Here is an 18,314-nt window from a genome sequence, read left to right as displayed (position 1 = left end):
GCTTATGGGTAGTCAAGGTGGCTTATGGGTAGTCAAGGTGGCTTATGGGTAGTCAAGGTGGCTTATGGGTAGTCAGAGGGTCTATTGATGACTACAACGCCCATACAGTATAGTTTACAGCGATTTATTCGTAACTAGGTTTAGTTGGCTTACAGTGGTTATCATTACTTGACCACCCATGACGAGACGATACTTAGTTAACCTGACTTGACTACTCTTAACCCCTTCATAGAACATCATGCCCACTTGACTACCCATATGACCCTCACGCCACAACCACCGACAATTCATAGAAGTATTGCCTGAAAAATACAATAACCATATAAAAAAACAATGCTTGTTTTTTGGCAATACCCTTATGAATAATGCAGGCTAGCACAGTCTCCAGCGAGCGCCTAGTTGAGTCAACTTTACTTTTCTTTAGAGGCAGCCTCTTAAAGATTGAGGTGATTCTTAACTGCACATAAGGTTGGTTCAATTACCTTGGAATTAAGTCCAGCTTTTTTGATACCTTTCATCGCGCCAGAGATATCTTTGAGACCATGACCAGTAATTATAAGAAGAATTGTCTGGCTAGCACTAACTAATCCCTGAGCAACTGCTTCTAATAAGCCAGCATAAACAGCCGCCGCAGCAGGTTCAGCAAAAATACCTGTTGCTGATCCCAGAGCAGGGATGGCAGCAAGTAGTGACTCATCACTAACTGCCAGAAATTTTCCTTTCGTTTCTGTAACAGCTCTTATTGCCTTCAATCGATCTCTCGGTAAGTTAACACCGATGCTATCTGCTTGAGTATTGGCTTTGATCGGAGGTTTATCCAAAACGGACTCATTATTTTTCCATGCTTCGTAGAGATAAGCACTTTCCTTGGATTGAACTCCGATAAGTTGAGGTATTTTCTCGATCCATCCCAATGCCTGGAGATCTTGAAATCCTTTGTATAAGCCACCAATGATACAGCCATCACCAACACTAACAAAGATTTTATCAGGAGGGTTGTAGTTGAATTGCTCACATATTTCCAATGCAGCGGTTTTTTTTCCCTCACTCATAAAGGGATTGTAAGCTGTATTACGATTATACCAACCAAATTCCGATGCTGCCTCCAAGCAGAGTTCAAAGGCTTGATCATAAGTTCCATCCACTAGCAAAACTGTGCTCCCATAAGCCAAAAGTTGAGCTATTTTGGCCTCCGGTGCAGTCCGAGGTACAAAAATGACATTCCGCTGACCTACACTGGCACATAAACCTGCTAGTGATGCGGCTGCGTTGCCTGTGCTAGCAGTGGTGATGATCTCTGCATGACAGGCTTGCCCTTTAACGATGGCTATAGCACTAGCTCGATCCTTAAAAGACGCTGTTGGGTTACGTCCATCATCCTTGATCCATAGGTTGGGAAGACCTAGTTTTTGCCCTAAGATCTGAGCATGGTATATTGGTGTCCAGCCAATTAGCAGAGGTGGAGTTGGCGCATCAGGCTGTATTGGTAGAAATGGTTTGTATCGCCATATATTGTGTTCCTGACAATTGGCTAACTGATGTTTGGTAAGCTTATTTCTTAGAAAATCATAATCGTAAATAACATCAACAATTCCTTCATTCCCGTGTTTAGGACAAATATATTCAATCTCATGCAGCTGATATTCTTGACCACAAATCAGACATTTATAGCCTAGAACCTGCTTGAGATTTTGAGCATAATTAGTGTGATTGAAGTTACTCATGGGGAAGACAGCCGAAGGATGGAATCACTGTACCAAGATTTCTGGCTATACCCCATTCGTGTACCAGTTTAGCTACTGCTAGATCAAGAATTCCCAGACCAAAGGGACTGAATATTGTAATCGCACTGGGTGTTGGTTTAGCCAGTATCTTACCACATAAAATATCTCCGATTGAACCACGAATAAAGTGTCGATGGTTTATTTTTTGTTCAGCAAGGTGAACGGAAGTTTGAGCACTACAAATATGTTCAACATCATCTACAATATTATCGCAACTCAGAATAACTTCAGGTGAAAAATCTCTGAGGGATATGTGCAAGATATTACTCCCTGGCTGACAAGCAGAAATTTCAAAAATATGAGGGGTTGTTTCTGTTGTAGCAATGGATATTATAGACGTACTGCTTAAGACCGTATTAATATCATTGGCGATTGTTATATTAGGAGTCTCAAAATTTGTCTCACACCGACTTTTATATTGCACTGCTCGCTCGTGATCGATATCAAAAATGACCAAATTCTTAACAGTTGGAAACTCAGCTAAGAGAAATCGGGTAATCTCAAAGTTAATCACGCCACAGGCAATAATGCCGATTGATTCAGGCTGGGTTTCACTTTGCAAAAGCCTCGCAGCCAGCGCTGCACTCGCAGCAGTTCGTTTGGCACTAATCACTGAACCTTCCAAAATCGCTTCAGCAAATCCCGTTTTTACAGAGTTGAGAATAATGACGGCAGAAGCTCTCAACAGACCAAATTGATAATTATCAGGGAAAGATGAAATCCATTTAATGCCTGCTGTTTCAAAACTTTCACCCAAATAAGCTGGCTTGGCAATAATCCGGTTCTTAGGATGATTTGCAAAGCGTAAAAAGGGTGAGGGGGGCAAAGCACTTTCGCCCCGTGCATGGGCGATATAAGTTTGCCGGACGACTTCAATTAATTCTTTTTCCCGTCCAGCTAAAAGTGACAAAATGTCTGACGCACTTAAGACGATGACATCACCAGGCTGTTGCTGTGCAAAACCTTGATAGGCTGTTTCCATAAATTATCAACCTCACCGAATTTGTCTCGAACCCATGTATCCGAATAAACCGTATCCAGGTAACGTTCCCCTCGATCAGGCAAAATAGCAACGCAATTTGAGCCTGCTGGAATTTCTGAGTACATTTTAGCGATCGCCATCGCAATCCCTCCCGCAGAACCGCCTGCCAAAATTGTTTCTGTCCTGGCCAAGTGGCGACAACCTACAACACAGTCTAAACTAGAAACCTGCACAAATTTATCAATCAACTCTGCTTTGCAATGCTCTGGTTTAATCCCAGCCCCTAATCCTGGAATCAGCCTTTCTGCCTGCTCATTACCAGAGATTTTGCTACCCAATGCATCCACAGCAATAACCTTCGTTTTGAGGTTATGAGTGCGACAATATTCCCCACAGCCTCGAATTGTCCCACAGGTACTTGTCGCTACGAATAAATAATCGACCTGTTCACCCAAATCTCTCACAATTTCATCCATAGTCTGGTGGTGTACCTCAGGGTTAAGATAGTTGCCATATTGGTTTGGCCAAAAGCTATTCGGAATCAAATTGCATAGGGTCTTAACGCGGTTCAACCTTGCCTGTAAAAATTCACCTGTAACGGGGTCAGGCTGTTCAATTATGTCAATTTTTGCTCCGTATAGCTTGAGTAATTGAAGATTCTGTGTGGTGGTTTTAGAATCAACAACACAGATAAAGCTAAGGTTAAAATAAGAGCAAGCTTGAGCCAGACCAATGGCCATATTGCCAGAGCTAGATTCGATTACAACTGTATTTGAATCAATCTGACCTGTTTCCAATCCACAGTGGATAATGTTAAGAGCTGGTCTATCTTTGATACTACCACCTGGATTGAGGAACTCTAACTTAGCAAAGATGTTAAATTTGCTATCTTCCCAAAACTTTGATAGTTGAATCAGGGGTGTTTTTCCGATAGCAGATATGATACCCAACCCCATTAAATGTACCTCCTAGATTCAGTTGAGCTTAGCTGATAAGTCATAAGCACCTAAACAAAATTAATTTCCTACTACCAATCTCTGTACCCCTTACATAGTAAGGCTTTGAGTTTTGGAAAATGTGTAATTAATTTTGTGCACCTGCTTAAAATATAATATCATCTTGTTGAATTGAGGATGTTAAGTTATGTATAGTTTTCTAGGACGAGATATTCTTTCACTCAAAGGATTCAATCGTGGAGATTATTTCCGTTTGTTTGAAGTGTGTGCTCAACTTGCACCTATTGCCTATAATCGTCGAAATACAGATTTACTAAAAGAAAAAACATTAGTCACTGCGTTCTATCAACCCAGTACTCGAACTCGTTTAGCCCATGAAGCAGCAATGATTCGTTTAGGTGGCCAAGTCACAGGGTTCTCTGATGTTACCATGACACGGGCAGGCGATTTTTACAGAGAGTCGATTAAAGACACAGTGAAGATGCTGGAGTGCTACGGTGATATAATTGTCATGCGTCACTTTCAACAAGGAGCACCCCATGAAGCTGCGAAATGGGCCTCAGTTCCAGTCATTAATGGTGGCGATGGTTGGGGAGAACATCCAACCCAAGCACTCACTGACCTTTATACAGTGCTTAAAGAAAAGGGTAGAATTGATGGGTTGCGATGGTTGCTAGTTGGGGATATGCGAATGCGATCGATGCATTCTTTAGCCTACGCTTTAACCCAGTTTGATTGTCCAACCACCTTCGTTGCCCCTCCTCATCAGTCTCTCACGACAGAATTTAAGACGGAATTATCACAGCTTAGTTTGGCCTTTGATGAAGCTGAACATGTGGAGCAAGCGATCACTAATGCGGATGTTATCTTAGTCGAGCCTGTTATCCAACCAGACTATACCAAATCCTACGATGATCGAAGTAGTACCAGTGATACACCTGAACTAACACCCACAAACTATAAGATTAGCCATGAATTACTCATGACAAAAGCCAAATCAGATGCCATCTTACTGCACTCCTTCCCTCGCATGGACGAAATTCCCTCTGATGTGGATAATACCCGTTGGTCTCGTTACTGGCAACAAAGTTTTAATGGGGTTGTTGTTCGGATGGGGTTATTAGCCCTGGTACTCGGAGCAATGGAGTAGTTCCCGTGAGTATGGTTACTGATAAGCATAAAAAGGAAAAATTGAGATGGAAATGAATTTACGCGGGCGAGATTTCATCAGTGACTTAGATTTTTCTCGTAAGGAAGTTGAAGCAGTTCTCGAAGTTGCTTTTGATTTGAAGCGAAAGCGGACATTAAAAGAGCCACATCCTTACTTACGGGATAAAACCCTGGCAATGCTCTTTTTTTCCTCAAGCACCCGTACCAGAGGTTCTTTTGAAGCTGGCATGACTCAACTGGGAGGGCATGCTGCCTTTATTGAGCCAGGAACCACTCAAATCTCACATGGGGATAGAGAGAAAGAAATCGGTGAAATCTATGGTCGATACTTTGATGGTATTGCCATCAGACACATTGGGTGGGGAATTGGTAATCAATACCTTAACCACACGGCAGCAGCGGCTCGTGTGCCTGTCCTAAATATGCAGTGTGACGTCTATCATCCATTTCAAGCTCTAGCCGATCTGATGACCATTATGGAGAGTAAAGGACGTAATTTGTCAAAGAAGAAGATGGTAATTTCTTGGGCTTATGCTTCTTCATACCTTAAACCCTTATCAGTTCCCCAATCACTAATCTTACAAATGCCTCGCTTTGGGATTGATATTGCCCTAGCGCATCCACCTGAATTCTCTTTGATGCCTGCTATTCTGGCTACAGCCTATGAACAGTCTCGTAAATACTCGACTAAGCTTGAAATTTTCAATAATATGCAGGAGGCCATACACGATGCAGATATTGTTTATGCTAAGTCTTGGAGTCCTATGTTGACAACAACAGAAGTACAAGAAGGTAGGCAAATCCAGGATCAATATCAAACCTGGATTATGAATGAAGAAAAAATGGCTACAGCTAAAGAAGATGCAATTTATCTGCATCCATTACCTGCTGATCGAAATATTGAAGTGACAGATGCGATCATTGATGGTCCCCAGAGTGTTGTCTTTGAGGAAGCAGAAAATCGTTTACATGTCCAAAAAGCTGTGATGGCACTAACCATGGACTAGCCAATTTTTTCGTGCCTGAAAAATTTGATTTAAGTATAACTGGAGTTTAGAGAGAAGGATTGATGGTGGCGGCAGTGCTGACATTACTGTGGCAAGATGTGGCAGGAGTGACGGAACCTTTCCCCCTAATCCACCCCCAACATATCAGCTATGCTGACCACATCAGAAATGCTTCCTACAGCAGCTTTCCTACTGCGATTAACCACTGGAGTCAGTCCCTGCATGGCGTTGTAGTCTTCAATCCCCATTCCCTCTACAACCTTAGCGATCGCTTTTGGGGTCACCCCAGTTAGCTCACTAATCAGCTTGTTAGTTATGCACCACTTATGCTCTGGATGATTGTAATTCCAGTCCTTAATAGCTCTGACTGCTCGACTGGCTAACTCTCTTGACCTGAGTTCGATATAAGGAAATTGGCTCTTAAGCACTTTCAGTAAGAGGTACAGGATTTTATCCCCTATCCTAAATTTCTCAATTAGTTAAATTTGTTGAGAAATAGGGCGAAGATAAAAAATCAATCAGTAACTTTTTTTTTAATTTAATTAAGTTTTATTAAATAACCGGTCGAAAATTGCTGATCTTAAATAATAGAAACCCCTTTAAATTAAAGTTAAAATGTTATACTAAAAACAATAATCATGATAGATATAGAGACTTTGTTCTGGGAGTTAGACGATTTTTGTAAAGTTTTTGAATTGGGAGTTAAAAGCCAGTTTATTTCTGACAAAATAACCCAAAAAAAAAGAAAAAGAAAAAATCGTCTAGCTTTAAGTGAAGTGATGACAATACTAATTTATTTTCATTGCTCTAATTATCGTTGCTTTAAAAGGTATTATATCAATCACATTGCTAACTATAACTCAAGTCATTTCCCCAATTTAGTTAGTTATAATCGCTTTATTGAATTAATCCCTCAAACCTTAATGCCATTACTTTGTTATCTGAATAGTCGCAAAGGAAAAAATACGGGCATTAGTTTTATTGATAGTACACCTATTCCAATCTGTCATCCAAAAAGAGCAAAAAGAAATAAGGTATTTAAGGGATTATCTGCTTGGGGAAAGAACTCTATAGGTTGGTATTATGGGTTTAAGCTACATCTTATCATTAATGATCAAGGAGAATTATTAGCCTTTCAATTGACACCAGCCAATGTGGATGATCGAGTACCAGTACCCAGGCGATTCACAAAATTTAGAGGGAAGACTTTTTGGAGATAAAGGATACATTTCCAAGAAATTATTTAAAGAGTTATCTTTACACTCCCTCAAGCTGATTACTCCTTTTAAGAAAAATATGAAGAATCAGCTAGTTGAGTTGTGGGAAAAATTTATGCTAAGAAAACGTTCATTGATAGAAACCGTTAATGACCAATTAAAAACTATTTATCAAGTTTCTCATTCTCGTCATAGAAGTGTCTCTAACTTTATGGTAAATATGATAGCTGGTTTAGTAGCTTATACATTTCAAAACAAAAAACCTTCTTTAAAGGTAGAGAAAACTGAACAGGAAAATCTACCCGCTTTAGTCGGGTAATTTTTCCTGAATCTAATTTTTTTTATAGGTTTTAATTTAGCCTAATTTAATAAATTAAGATTAGTTTTTTGCTGGTGTTTATTATCAATAATTACCCTTAATTGACCTAAGTCTTTTCTGGCTTGGTTTTCAGTGTCCCTTTCTACATCGAACTCAGGTTTTTATGCATAACCGACTAACCATAAAGGCTTCACTATCCTTACGGTAACTTCTGACTCTGTTCCCTTGACAGAATCTTGATAATAGAACTACTTCCCATGACAGTCAGTCTTTAACTTCCCGTTATTTTTGCTAACAAAATAAAAAATAATAAAAAGTGAATTTTAAAGGGAATTAGAGGCAAAAAAGAAATACCAATAATCCCGATTAAAGGAATTAATTATTTAATCAAATTGGTTCTTCAGTACCTACTATGCGCTCATTTCCAGTTAAAAAAACTCATAAAGCTTGCTGAATAAGGGTTATAAGGCAATTTAACTAATAAAATTTTCTGAATACTGCCTCTTTACCCTGCTCCGTTCGCGTAGCGTGGCCAACGGCCTCAGTCCCTGCTCCGAAGTCCCTTTGCCAAAGTGTTTATTTAGCATAACAAGTACGGAAGAGCCATCAAATTGCAATTCAACAATCGTTAAAATCAAATCAGGGACAACAAGCATGCTTGTTGTCCCTGAAGGGTTGAAGATTGTTCCCGTAGCGTGGCCTTAAGGCCTACGGTTAGTAGGTTCCGTAGGGTGGACGGAAGTCCAAGGTTGGAGGGTTGCTCTTGGCCAAGCGTCCCTTTTAGGGACGGTTATACCAAGCTCGATCGCTTCTCCAGAAAATCCAGTAGAATACGCTGATGAGCAGGACCAAGGGGTCGCACCTGACCAGCCTTGGCAGAATAAGACTCGCCCTGACGAATCTGCTCAGGAGTTAACAACCCCATATCCCAGCCTTCCCCTAAGACCAACTGTGAGATTTCCACGGTCAGGGGTACTGCAAAAACATGACGTAACACATGGGGTTCAGGATAATGGCCAAACAAAGATGCTGAGGGTAGTGCATAGCTAATTTCTTCCACCAATTCCCGCTTCAGAGCTTCGATTGGCGTTTCTCCCGGTTCGATGTGTCCCCCAAATAAACCCCACAAACCGGGGTAAAGAATACCAGGAATATTGTCCCGTAGCTGCATCAGGAACTGACCTTGCCGATATAGAATAGCGATCGCTACTTGAACTTGCTTACTGCTCATCTGTTGGTGCTGGAAGTAAGGGGGACTTGGGTTGATAGACTTGCCGTTTTAGCTGCTCAAGCTCTTGAACAAAGAATTCACCCAAATCTTGTCCAGCGATGGGAATGCTTTGAAATTGAGGCTTACCTTGGATCAAGACTTGATCACCGATATTGGGCAAAGTTCCCTGAGAGACTACCCAAATGGTACTAGTGGCATCTTTGAGTTCATAAGCATTCGCATCTAAAAGTGGTGCTTGATTAGTAACTTTACCCCGAAGGTAGACTGTATCGATAGTATTCTGATTTTGTGGTATATCACGGATTTTTGTGACCTTTACACCAGGGTAGCTAATATTAAGCTGATGAATGCCATTATGGGCTAAGGGACTACAGCCAACAGTCCCTGCTCCTACAAGTAAAACCCAAAACGGTAAAAGAGTTGACCAATACTTAGTTGGCATATTGAAATCCTATGATGTTTTCAGTTGTCAGTTGCCAATGAACTCTGTTTGGAGGAGTGAAAAAGGAAGTAGGTTTAAACTTTAATGTTCGTGCCCCAGCCTCAAGTAAGTCGCTCCATGCATCTACAATGTTCTAACCCAAGTAGGCAGCATCTGTACACCCGTCTACACTGTTTAACCCAATTGACCAATGATCAACATACTTGATGGTAAGACCATAGCTAAAAAAATTCAGACCCAGCTGCAAGAACAGACACAGAAGCTGACGTTGAAACATGGACGACCACCTGGATTAGCAGTGTTGATGGTAGGTGACAACCCTGCTAGCGCTGCCTATGTTCGTAATAAGGAACGTGCCTGTGGTAAGGTGGGGATTGCTTCTTTTGGTCGTCATTTTCCCAGTAACACGTCCCAAGCAGAACTCGAGCAAACCATTAACTCCCTCAATCAAGATCAGCGTGTAGATGGAATTCTGGTCCAGCTGCCCTTACCCGACCACCTAGATGCTGTTTCATTACTGCACCAAATCCATCCGGATAAAGATGTTGATGGATTACACCCTGTTAATCTAGGTCGTCTGCTCAGGGGAGAGCCTGGTTTACGTAGCTGTACACCAGCAGGCATCATGCACCTGTTGCAAGAGTACCAGATTAATTTGTCTGGTAAACAGACAGTAGTGGTAGGACGTAGTATTTTAGTAGGTAAACCTCTAGCACTGATGCTACTAGAAGCCAACGCTACAGTAACAATTGCTCATTCGCGCACCCAAGATCTGGGGGAGCTGACACGTCGCGCTGATATTTTAGTAGCAGCTGTCGGACGACCTCAACTGATTACCAGGGACATGGTAAAACCAGGTGCTGTGGTAATTGATGTTGGTATCAATCGCGTTAGTGATCAACAAGAAAAATCTCGTCTTGTAGGAGATGTCCACTTTGACTCTGTTCAGGAAACTGCCCGATATATTACCCCTGTCCCTGGTGGCGTCGGACCGATGACAGTGGCTATGCTACTAAATAATACAATCCTTAGTTATACAAAGAGGTATTGTTGAACAGTTTTGCTCTCGTGAAGATTGATAACAATCAATCAATTAAACCGTTGTTTATGAGTAAAGTAATTTCAGTTCACAGCAAGCTAGGTCAACAAAAGAACTAATTAAGAAAACTGAAAGCTATAAAATATAAAATTATTATAAATCTGTGTTGTTTGTTTAAGAACAGATTAAATGTTGGGTTTGAAAGGGTTAGACTTTAGTTTAGCGCCACTGATAAATTTCAAAACTCGACAATCCTAAATACCATCAGTAAAGAGTTTTGTCCATCAAACGAGAAGCACCAGAATTAGACAAGGTAGTTTCAAGAAGACCCCCAGCCCCGTAAAATTGTTAGAGGAATCAGATAATCAAGGAATCAAGGCATGGTAGTGACGGAGGGGCGACCTACCCCCAAGAGGGAATCCCCAAGTTTAGACTTAGTAACTTACTTAAAAGAGCGAAAGGCTCTAATTGAGTCAGCTTTAGACCAGGCTCTGCCCCGAATGGAGCCCGACAAAATTTACGAGGCAATGCGTTATTCTCTTTTGGCTGGAGGTAAACGCTTGCGCCCGATTCTGTGCTTAGCTACCTGTGAACTGATGGGTGGCACAGTGGAGATGGCAATGCCAACCTCCTGCGCTCTGGAAATGATCCATACCATGTCATTGATTCATGATGACCTACCAGCAATGGACAATGACGATTACCGTCGGGGTAAACTAACTAACCACAAAGTTTTTGGTGAGGACATTGCCATTCTCGCAGGTGATGGTTTACTAGCTTATGCATTTGAATATGCTGCGGCTCAAACTAAAAATGTACCAGCTCCCCAAGTTTTGCAGGTAGTTGCTTGGTTGGGTAAAGCAGTTGGGGGATCCGGATTGGTTGGGGGTCAAGTGCTTGATCTCGAATCAGAAGGTAAGTCGGATATTAAAGAAGAAACGCTCACCTTTATCCATACTCATAAAACTGGTGCTTTGTTAGAAGCCTGTGTAGTTTGTGGTGGAATATTGGCAGGGGCAACGACAGCTAACTTACAAAGGCTATCCAAATATGCCCAAAATATTGGTTTAGCATTTCAAATTGTCGATGACATCCTAGACATAACTGCTACCCAGGAGGAACTTGGTAAAACAGCAGGTAAGGATCTTAAAGCACAAAAGGCAACTTATCCTAGCCTCTGGGGGCTAGAGGCATCAAAAGCCAAAGCCCAGGAGCTGGTGAATGAGGCAAAAGCTCAAATGGAATCCTTTGGGGAAAAGGCTCAACCCTTGATTGCGATCGCTGATTTTATTGTGAATCGCACTCATTAAGGTACTTGGTATTGGGGTAAGGCCAACGACAGTTAAAGGATGAAGTGTTTAATACTAGCCTACAGGAACACCAAAAACAAATATACTTCATCCTTAATTATACCCTAGAAGGGAAGCTATCCAGGGAACATACTTCATAATAAATACTTAATCCTTCATACTTCATCGTTTCCCCAATGCTGAGTTATCGATGACCAATGACCAATTTAAAATAAATAATTATGCAGGACTTTAGCGACATCCTAAACAACCAGGTGTTGCTGGTTGCGCTCATTGCTTGTCTGGTGGCTCAACTATTTAAGTTTTTGGTTGATCTAACCAAAAATCGCAAACCTAATCTTCGGGTACTGATGACTGCTGGTGGAATGCCTAGTTCTCACTCAGCACTCGTCACTGCCTTGGCATTTGGTGTAGGACAAACAGTAGGATGGGCTTCTCCAGAGTTTGCGATCGCTTTAGTGTTTGCCATCATAGTCATGTATGATGCTGCTGGTGTCAGGCAAGCTGCCGGTAAGCAAGCTCGCATTCTCAACCAAATTATCGATCAGTTTTTTAGCGAAGACAAAGAGTTGAAAGAAGACCGCCTTAAAGAATTATTAGGTCATACACCCTTTCAGGTGCTTGTTGGTTTGGTGTTAGGTATCGCTATTTCTTGCATAGCAGCAACAGCTTATTGATAGTGTTAATTAGTAATTTTCCATTACCTAGTTACATTACCTAGCTAAAAGGGAACTAGTTAAAAGCGAACCACCTTACGTTTTAGTAAGGTAACTCGGCGACTATCAACAACCATTGCCCAAAAACCCTCTGCGCTCAGTCGCCTTAAGATTGAGTTAGCTTGGGTTTCACTAGTTGTGTGTACTGTCAGTAAGTAAGGTCGCTGAGCATAAGAAACCAAGCCAACATTGACGCCCAGTAGTTGCTCTAGTCGGGATGCCACTTCTGGTTGATTGAAATAGTCCACCAAAACCGCATAACCATCACCCAATCCCTGAGGAGTATAACCTGGTATAGTAGTAGGCTGTATAGTAGTAGTAGCTTGGCTTGAGGGTGGAGATTGAACTACAAAAGCTGAGTATCCAACTACCTGATCCAGATAGCGTGCCCAATCTTTGGCATCGTTAATCCCTCTGAAACCGCCAACCCGAGTTACTCTATCTTCCAAATATTGACAAAAATCCGTTTTTGCGCTATCAGGTAAAATTCTTTGAATTTGTTCGTGATTTTTCCTAATTCGGCTAAGCACTAACAAAATGTACTCGCCGTTTTGTGGTGGTTGGCATTGAGGAGTTATTGGTTGAGCATAAACCGAATCAAAGACACCACCAACTAAAGCAGCCAGTGCTATCGAGACAATTTGTAAAATAAACTGTATTGTTTCCCTGGTCATAGATGATTAGATAGTAGACCCATAGCCACTGCCTTGGAAGCAAAAAACTAACCATCAAACTGATGCCAGAGACGCTAGAGGGTCAGGTATACTATCTGATGGTGCCTGAAATTCACCAGTTTTGACAAATTCTAGGCGCAGCTTTAACCAGGTGATGAACTTAGAATTAGTAGAAATGATCGCCGTTGCTGCTTGCGGACATTCTTGCTTGACCTGGGACATTTGGGCACTTTCCAAGAATGCTGGCTGGTTGACTAACCAAAAGTCTATTTCTTTTTCCTGTTCATGGTAGTGCCTGGTACGTTCCCGAAGGACTTCCTCAAATGGTTCTTCTTCAAGGAACTTTTGACTGGCTAAAACGTAGTAGTAAGTTTGCATAGTTTCATTTACTGAGGAAAGCTCAAAATTTACCTTGCATCGCTTGTTTCATTTCTCTGACCGCCCGTTCTATACCTACCAGAGATGCCCTAGCAATGATGCTATGACCAATATTGAGTTCTTCCATACCTTCGATACAAGCAACCGGGTAAACATTCCAGTAGGTAAGACCATGACCAGCATTGACTCGTAAGCCAGCAGCAATCGCTTGTTGGCATCCGGAGGCCAAAACTTTTAATTCTTTAGCCTGAGTGACTTCATCAGTAGCTTCTGCATAACTCCCAGTGTGCAGCTCAATAAATTTAGCTTTTGTTTGAGCAGAAGCATCGATTTGGGCAGGATCAGCGTCTATAAATAAACTAACAGGAATGCCAGTGCTCTGTAACTCGGCTACAACCTCACTAAGGCGAGGCATTTGCCCTGCTACATCTAGCCCTCCCTCGGTAGTCACTTCTTCTCGTTTTTCTGGTACCAGGGTAACGTAATCGGGTTTGACATCTAGAGCGATCGCTACCATTTCATCGGTAGGTGCCATTTCCAAATTCAGATGAGTTCGCACCGTTTGTCTTAACAGAGCAATGTCCCTCTTTTGAATGTGACGTCGGTCCTCTCTTAGATGTGCGGTGATGCCATCCGCACCAGCAAGCTCTGCCAACACCGCTGCTGCCACTGGGTCAGGTTCTACAGTGCGCCGTGCCTGACGAATTGTGGCAATATGGTCGATATTTACACCCAGTGTTAGCACTAATGTTTTTCTCCTGGATTTGACATCCTATGATGACCATACCGCAGCTTGGTCTTAAACTCCAAGGCTTTACAACCTTAACTTCGAGCAACATATCTTTTTATATAGTAACAGGGGAAGGTAACGTCTAGATAGATTGTCTATCAAGCCTCTAAAAGACAATCCCCCGTGAATTAGAAAGCCCCTCGCCAGGGTCTAAGCAGCGAGGGGTAGTTCACCTAAAATTCTTAATGTTAGGATTAGATGCTTCTAGGTTGGAGTTGGTCTGAGGATGGTAATTTGACATTCCAGGCCAGTCCTAAGCGCTGAAGCAGCAGGATGAATAACCAACCCAGGTCAAGTTGCCACCAATAATGTCCAAATCTTGCTGAGTTGGGAAAAGCATGGTGATTATTGTGCCACCCTTCACCAAGGGTCAAGATGGCGACGATAGGATTGTTCTTGCTCATATCAGAGGTAGTAAACAGCTCTTTTCCCCACAGGTGGCAAACTGAGTTGACACAAAAGGTGATTTGACGGACCAGAAAAATCCGAAATGCTCCGCCCCAGATTAAACCACCTAAGACTCCTGAGACAGAACCAGTCAAGACTCCACCCAGGAAACCAGGAATTAACAGGGACAGCAATACCCAAAAGACGTAGAGGTTGTCTATTCTTCGGATCAGCTTGTCCTTGATTAGGTCAGGAGCATACTTATAGGGAGGCTGCCAATCCACATTCACAATCCAAGCAATATGAGAATGCCAAAACCCTTGGATAAATCCCCAAAATCCTCCCTGGTGAAGATGGGGTGAGTGAGTGTCTCCGTCTTGGTCAGAGTAAAGATGATGGCAGCGATGATGGTGAACCCAGCTAGTGACTGGTCCTTGAGCTGCCATACATCCAGCAATGGCTAAGAATGCCCTTATAAAAGGTCCAGTCTGAAAGGCACGATGGCTAAAAAGCCTGTGATAACCGACGGTAATCCCGATGAAATTCAGGATGTACATCCCGAGAAAAAGGCCAATATCGAGAGGCTGGACGTTCAGTTTCTCAAGGAACATAACTACTATCGCAGCGATTACTCCCAAAGGGGACATGGCGATAACGGTAGTAACTACAGTTTTCTGAAGTGTGCTGACTTGTGGGGCAGTAGATGAAGAGATTGACACTTGTGTTGTTTCAATAAAATACTAATACACCAAAACTAAGCATATCCGATTGCTTGTCAGTCTGGCGCTGTTTGGACTCTAGCTCCGTGCTTACCACGAAGGCTATCAACTGGGATTTTTGGATTTGGGATGGTTGTATTGTCCACTAAATCCTCCAATTCCAGTGCTTTAAGTTACATTTGGGTTAATCCTGACTATTGGTCATGGGTGACCTATTGCAGCTAGCTAGGGATTGGTGTTGATTTCAATCAATTTATTCCTTGAGGATAAACCTGACTTAATTTGGATACTAGACTTTGGCACCTTAAAACTTTGAGCCAGCAACTCAATTAGCTCCTGATTGTCAAAGCCCATCTACAGGTGGTGACTTCAAATGCACCTTGAGTGTCCCATCGTCTGAGTCTTCTATCTTTTGATGTTTAGAGCTGATTCGTAAACTCGCACTAAACCTTTTAGGATAAGGCTTGCGTCAACATAGAACAATTGAACTATTTAATAGCTAAAAGACAATCATAGCAAGGCTTTCATACTTCTTAAGATTTACTTTACGAATTAGCTCTTAGAATTGGGTTTAACTTGAACTCGCCTCTTCATCAATGAAAGTTTCTTCAAAAATCCTTTGGCTTCTGGCTATGGGAAGTTTTAATTTAGTCACCGTTTACCAGAGTAGCATACTGATCCGGATTAGCTCTGGTAAGTGTCAATAGTTCTGTTGCGATACTCTTAAGGCCAAAGGCCACGCGGGGCGCGTTCAGAGCCGCTACGCGTGGCCAAAGGCCACGCGGGGCGAACGCATACCCTAATTCGAGCCAAACCATTGGAGTCAAACGACTGCGGCAATCGCGGTAAATTTCTTAAGTCATCTTGCCCCTAAAAACTTGACGCTTCATTATTGTTATGTTACAAATGTATTATGCGAGTAACTCAAGCAACTCATTATTTTTTGGGTTTAGCTTGTCCTGTAGCGGGTAGCTCAATGGGAGAGCGCCAATTTTGCCCGAAAGGGCCGAAGAATTGAGGGTTATCGTCTTCCAAACGAACCCCACCCTTGATTCACTGGAGGTTGCGGGTTCAAATCCCGCTCCGCTACACCAACAAATCATGGGGCAGGTAGCTCAATGGTAGAGCAGATGGCAATATCCTTACATCTTTGATTCACCCCTTGCCTGGAAAGGCTGAAGAATTGAGGGTTATCGACTTTTAAACCATAGTGATGCAGGTTCGAGTCCTGCCCTGCCCCCTTCCTATTTGCCCCGATGGGGCCGGAGGGTGAAGCCATGAATTACCAATTCTTTACCAGAAAACAGACTAGCACACCCCAAAGCCAACCGATTCCTGGACGGGAAAAGGAGATGATTCAGGGACGTTCTGGGGGCTTCATGTTCAATGCTGGAACTTGGAAACTGTTGCGGCGTTGCTTGTTAGTTGGTACAGCTCAAAGTACTTACTATGCAGGTAACAAAGAACTCACTGATGAGTTTGTCGAAGTAGTTTTCAGAGCAACCGCTGAAGACCCCAATCGGGTGTCGGAAGAAATCTTGTACGCTAGCAATGGTCGTGCCATCAACAATAGTGCGCCAATTTTTGCCCTGGTACTACTGTCGATGGCAGAGCAACCAGTAGCTAAAAAAGCGTTTCAGGAAATATTTCCCCAAGTGGTGCGTACGGCAAGTCACTTTTATGAATGGCTGAGCTATACCAAATCTCTGCGGGGATTTGGTAAGGTGGTGCGGGAAGTGGGGAAGAATTGGCTTTCACAGCCCGATGCTAAGAAATTAGCTTACCAACTGCTGAAATACCAACAGCGTCATGGTTTCTCTAGTCGAGATGCCCTGCGACTGTTCCATGTCAAGCCACCGACAGAAGACCACCGACAGCTGTTTGAATGGGTAGTCAAAGGTTGGGAAGAACTGCCTAAGGACATTCCTTCCCCAGTACTGGCTCAGATTTGGTGGTATGAGTGGTTAAAGCGAAATCCAACACATACCCATGAAGCAATTGCCAAGGGTCGTTTGACTCATGAAATGGCTGCACCTGTGGGCAAAATGGACAAGCAGGCATGGCAGTTGCTGTTCAATGAAATGCCGATTGGCGCGATGCTGCGTAACTTGGGTTCTCTGACTGAGCTGGGCGTGCTGCAAGCCGATGCACGGGAGAATATCGATCGGATTGAACAGATTATCAATAATCAGGAGCATCTGCACAAAGGAAGGATTCACCCGATCGATGTCCTGAAAGCTCTCAAAACTTACGAATCTGGTGGACGTTTGGGGCGAAGCAAGAAAACTTGGACACCTGTTCCGCGTATCGTGGATATTTTGGAAAAGGCAGTTGAGCTGTCGTTTGAGGTAGTCGAAGCCACTGGCCAGGTGTTTATGCATGCTGTGGACATTTCTGGCTCCATGTCTTACGGGGTGGTGGATTCGGTAGGACTTAGTTGTTGCGAGATTGCGACAACTATGGCACTGGTAACCGCAAAAACTGAGAAAAACTACATGATTCGCGGTTTTTCTACCAAGTTCCGGGATTTGGGAATTACTAAGAAAGATAGCTTTAGTTCTGCGATCGCAAAAGCTAGCAATCAAAACTTTGGTGGCACCGATGCCTCAGTTGCCTATGATTGGATGATTAAGAATAAGTTCAAAGCCGACGTAGTTTGTTTTTGGACAGACAGTGAAAGTTGGGCAGGACGGCGTCATCCTACCGAAGCACTAGCTGAGTACCGCCAGAGGGTTAACCCTAATCTGAAAGCGGTGTATGTGACCCTTACTCCTTATCGGATTACCCTGGTTGACCCCAAAGATCCTCTATCTTGGGATTTCGCTGGGTTTGATCCAGGGGTACCTCGCTTGATTCAAATGTTGGCTACCGGGGAAATTTAAATTAAAGGGAAGCTAAACTATACCCCACCTTCATTCATCCTTTCCTCATTCATAAGCTGTCGGGCATTTAAAGGGCATTGTCTTGATGCAAAGCGCGAGTGATGCAAACCCCCGTGGGAGCGACTGCATCGGTTTATTAAATCAAAAAAAAACCTGAAACTCTTGTCCGTGTCTTGATGCAAAGCACGAGTGGGGCAAATCGCGGCATGAAGGCGCACCCGTCGCTTCAGCATAGCTGCCAAATGCCTAACAGCTTACGACATCAAAGTAGATTCAAACTCTTACTAGAAAACTGATAGGAGTAGAATAGA

General features: G+C 42.8%; 16 protein-coding genes, 2 tRNA genes and 2 pseudogenes. 9 read left to right on the top strand and 11 right to left on the bottom strand.

The features are described 5' to 3' along the window. Nucleotides 1–434 precede the first annotated feature (434 nt). Genes thrC through sbnA form a run of 3 tightly spaced genes read right to left on the bottom strand, consistent with a single transcriptional unit; the run spans nt 435 to nt 3,722 of the window. A complete protein-coding gene (thrC, locus tag AC4II3_RS03620) occupies nt 435–1,724 on the bottom strand; it encodes a threonine synthase (RefSeq protein WP_070395472.1) in 1,290 nt (429 codons plus the stop codon). Then, a complete protein-coding gene (gene sbnB / locus AC4II3_RS03615) occupies nt 1,717–2,766 on the bottom strand; it encodes a 2,3-diaminopropionate biosynthesis protein SbnB (RefSeq protein WP_070396948.1) in 1,050 nt (349 codons plus the stop codon). The genes thrC and sbnB overlap by 8 nt, the downstream gene beginning before the upstream one ends. Next, nucleotides 2,709–3,722 carry a 2,3-diaminopropionate biosynthesis protein SbnA gene (sbnA, locus tag AC4II3_RS03610; protein ID WP_070395471.1) on the bottom strand — a complete coding sequence of 338 codons (1,014 nt, stop codon included), beginning with the start codon at nt 3,720–3,722 and terminating at the stop codon, nt 2,709–2,711. The genes sbnB and sbnA overlap by 58 nt, the downstream gene beginning before the upstream one ends. Nucleotides 3,723–3,909: 187 nt before the next feature. Between sbnA and AC4II3_RS03605 the strand changes: the two genes are divergently transcribed. Further along, complete coding sequence (locus AC4II3_RS03605) at nt 3,910–4,872, top strand: aspartate/ornithine carbamoyltransferase family protein (protein ID WP_070395470.1); 963 nt, start codon at nt 3,910–3,912, stop codon at nt 4,870–4,872. 46 nt (nt 4,873–4,918) lie between these two features. Then, on the top strand, nt 4,919–5,899 hold the full coding sequence (locus AC4II3_RS03600; protein WP_070395469.1) for an ornithine carbamoyltransferase: 981 nt from the start codon (nt 4,919–4,921) through the stop codon (nt 5,897–5,899). 125 nt (nt 5,900–6,024) lie between these two features. Here the strand turns inward: AC4II3_RS03600 and AC4II3_RS03595 are convergent, their stop codons facing one another. Next, nucleotides 6,025–6,327, bottom strand: coding sequence for a phage tail assembly protein (locus tag AC4II3_RS03595; protein WP_070395468.1), 303 nt, complete (start codon nt 6,325–6,327; stop codon nt 6,025–6,027). 213 nt (nt 6,328–6,540) lie between these two features. Between AC4II3_RS03595 and AC4II3_RS03590 the strand changes: the two are divergent. Continuing rightward, nucleotides 6,541–7,435, top strand: a pseudogene (locus AC4II3_RS03590) (IS982 family transposase). Between the two features lie 790 nt (nt 7,436–8,225). On the opposite strand, the gene AC4II3_RS03585 reads toward AC4II3_RS03590, so the two are convergent. Both AC4II3_RS03585 and AC4II3_RS03580 read right to left on the bottom strand, forming a co-directional pair. Then, complete coding sequence (locus AC4II3_RS03585; protein WP_488007260.1) at nt 8,226–8,666, bottom strand: NUDIX hydrolase; 441 nt, start codon at nt 8,664–8,666, stop codon at nt 8,226–8,228. Next, nucleotides 8,656–9,108 carry a hypothetical protein gene (locus tag AC4II3_RS03580; protein WP_293072875.1) on the bottom strand — a complete coding sequence of 151 codons (453 nt, stop codon included), beginning with the start codon at nt 9,106–9,108 and terminating at the stop codon, nt 8,656–8,658. Before AC4II3_RS03580 ends, AC4II3_RS03585 begins: the two co-directional genes overlap by 11 nt. Before the next feature lie 190 nt (nt 9,109–9,298). Between AC4II3_RS03580 and folD the strand changes: the two genes are divergently transcribed. The 3 genes from folD to AC4II3_RS03565 all read left to right on the top strand — a co-directional run bounded on the left by folD (nt 9,299) and on the right by AC4II3_RS03565 (nt 12,134). Continuing rightward, nucleotides 9,299–10,162, top strand: coding sequence for a bifunctional methylenetetrahydrofolate dehydrogenase/methenyltetrahydrofolate cyclohydrolase FolD (folD, locus tag AC4II3_RS03575; RefSeq protein WP_488007262.1), 864 nt, complete (start codon nt 9,299–9,301; stop codon nt 10,160–10,162). 365 nt (nt 10,163–10,527) lie between these two features. Further along, nucleotides 10,528–11,457, top strand: a complete 930-nt coding sequence (crtE, locus tag AC4II3_RS03570; RefSeq protein ID WP_488007264.1) for a geranylgeranyl diphosphate synthase CrtE — start codon at nt 10,528–10,530, stop codon at nt 11,455–11,457. A gap of 221 nt (nt 11,458–11,678) precedes the next feature. Continuing rightward, on the top strand, nt 11,679–12,134 hold the full coding sequence (locus tag AC4II3_RS03565) for a divergent PAP2 family protein (protein ID WP_488007266.1): 456 nt from the start codon (nt 11,679–11,681) through the stop codon (nt 12,132–12,134). 59 nt (nt 12,135–12,193) lie between these two features. On the opposite strand, the gene AC4II3_RS03560 is transcribed toward AC4II3_RS03565, so the two are convergent. The 5 genes and pseudogenes from AC4II3_RS03560 to AC4II3_RS03540 all read right to left on the bottom strand — a co-directional run bounded on the left by AC4II3_RS03560 (nt 12,194) and on the right by AC4II3_RS03540 (nt 15,551). Beyond that, a complete protein-coding gene (locus tag AC4II3_RS03560; RefSeq protein WP_488007268.1) occupies nt 12,194–12,847 on the bottom strand; it encodes a hypothetical protein in 654 nt (217 codons plus the stop codon). 54 nt (nt 12,848–12,901) lie between these two features. Then, nucleotides 12,902–13,225, bottom strand: coding sequence for an MgPME-cyclase complex family protein (locus tag AC4II3_RS03555; protein ID WP_488007270.1), 324 nt, complete (start codon nt 13,223–13,225; stop codon nt 12,902–12,904). A 22-nt stretch (nt 13,226–13,247) separates the two neighbouring features. Next, nucleotides 13,248–13,970: a pyridoxine 5'-phosphate synthase gene (locus AC4II3_RS03550; protein ID WP_488007272.1), complete on the bottom strand. Its 723-nt coding sequence runs from the start codon at nt 13,968–13,970 to the stop codon at nt 13,248–13,250. Nucleotides 13,971–14,209: 239 nt separating this feature from the next. Beyond that, nucleotides 14,210–15,121, bottom strand: coding sequence for an acyl-CoA desaturase (locus AC4II3_RS03545; RefSeq protein ID WP_488007274.1), 912 nt, complete (start codon nt 15,119–15,121; stop codon nt 14,210–14,212). A gap of 225 nt (nt 15,122–15,346) precedes the next feature. Then, a pseudogene (locus AC4II3_RS03540) lies at nt 15,347–15,551 on the bottom strand (DUF167 domain-containing protein). 531 nt (nt 15,552–16,082) lie between these two features. Here AC4II3_RS03540 and AC4II3_RS03535 point away from each other — a divergent pair. From AC4II3_RS03535 to AC4II3_RS03525, 3 genes are all read left to right on the top strand, one after another. Then, nucleotides 16,083–16,215 (top strand) — tRNA-OTHER (locus AC4II3_RS03535). 10 nt (nt 16,216–16,225) lie between these two features. Beyond that, nucleotides 16,226–16,361 (top strand) — tRNA-OTHER (locus AC4II3_RS03530). Between the two features lie 37 nt (nt 16,362–16,398). Continuing rightward, complete coding sequence (locus AC4II3_RS03525) at nt 16,399–18,003, top strand: TROVE domain-containing protein (RefSeq protein ID WP_490722772.1); 1,605 nt, start codon at nt 16,399–16,401, stop codon at nt 18,001–18,003. Nucleotides 18,004–18,314 lie beyond the last annotated feature (311 nt).

The organism is Moorena sp. (genome assembly GCF_982860115.1).
The sequence above is the reverse complement of the archived record's forward strand: the minus strand, read 5'-3'. Positions and strand labels throughout refer to the sequence as shown.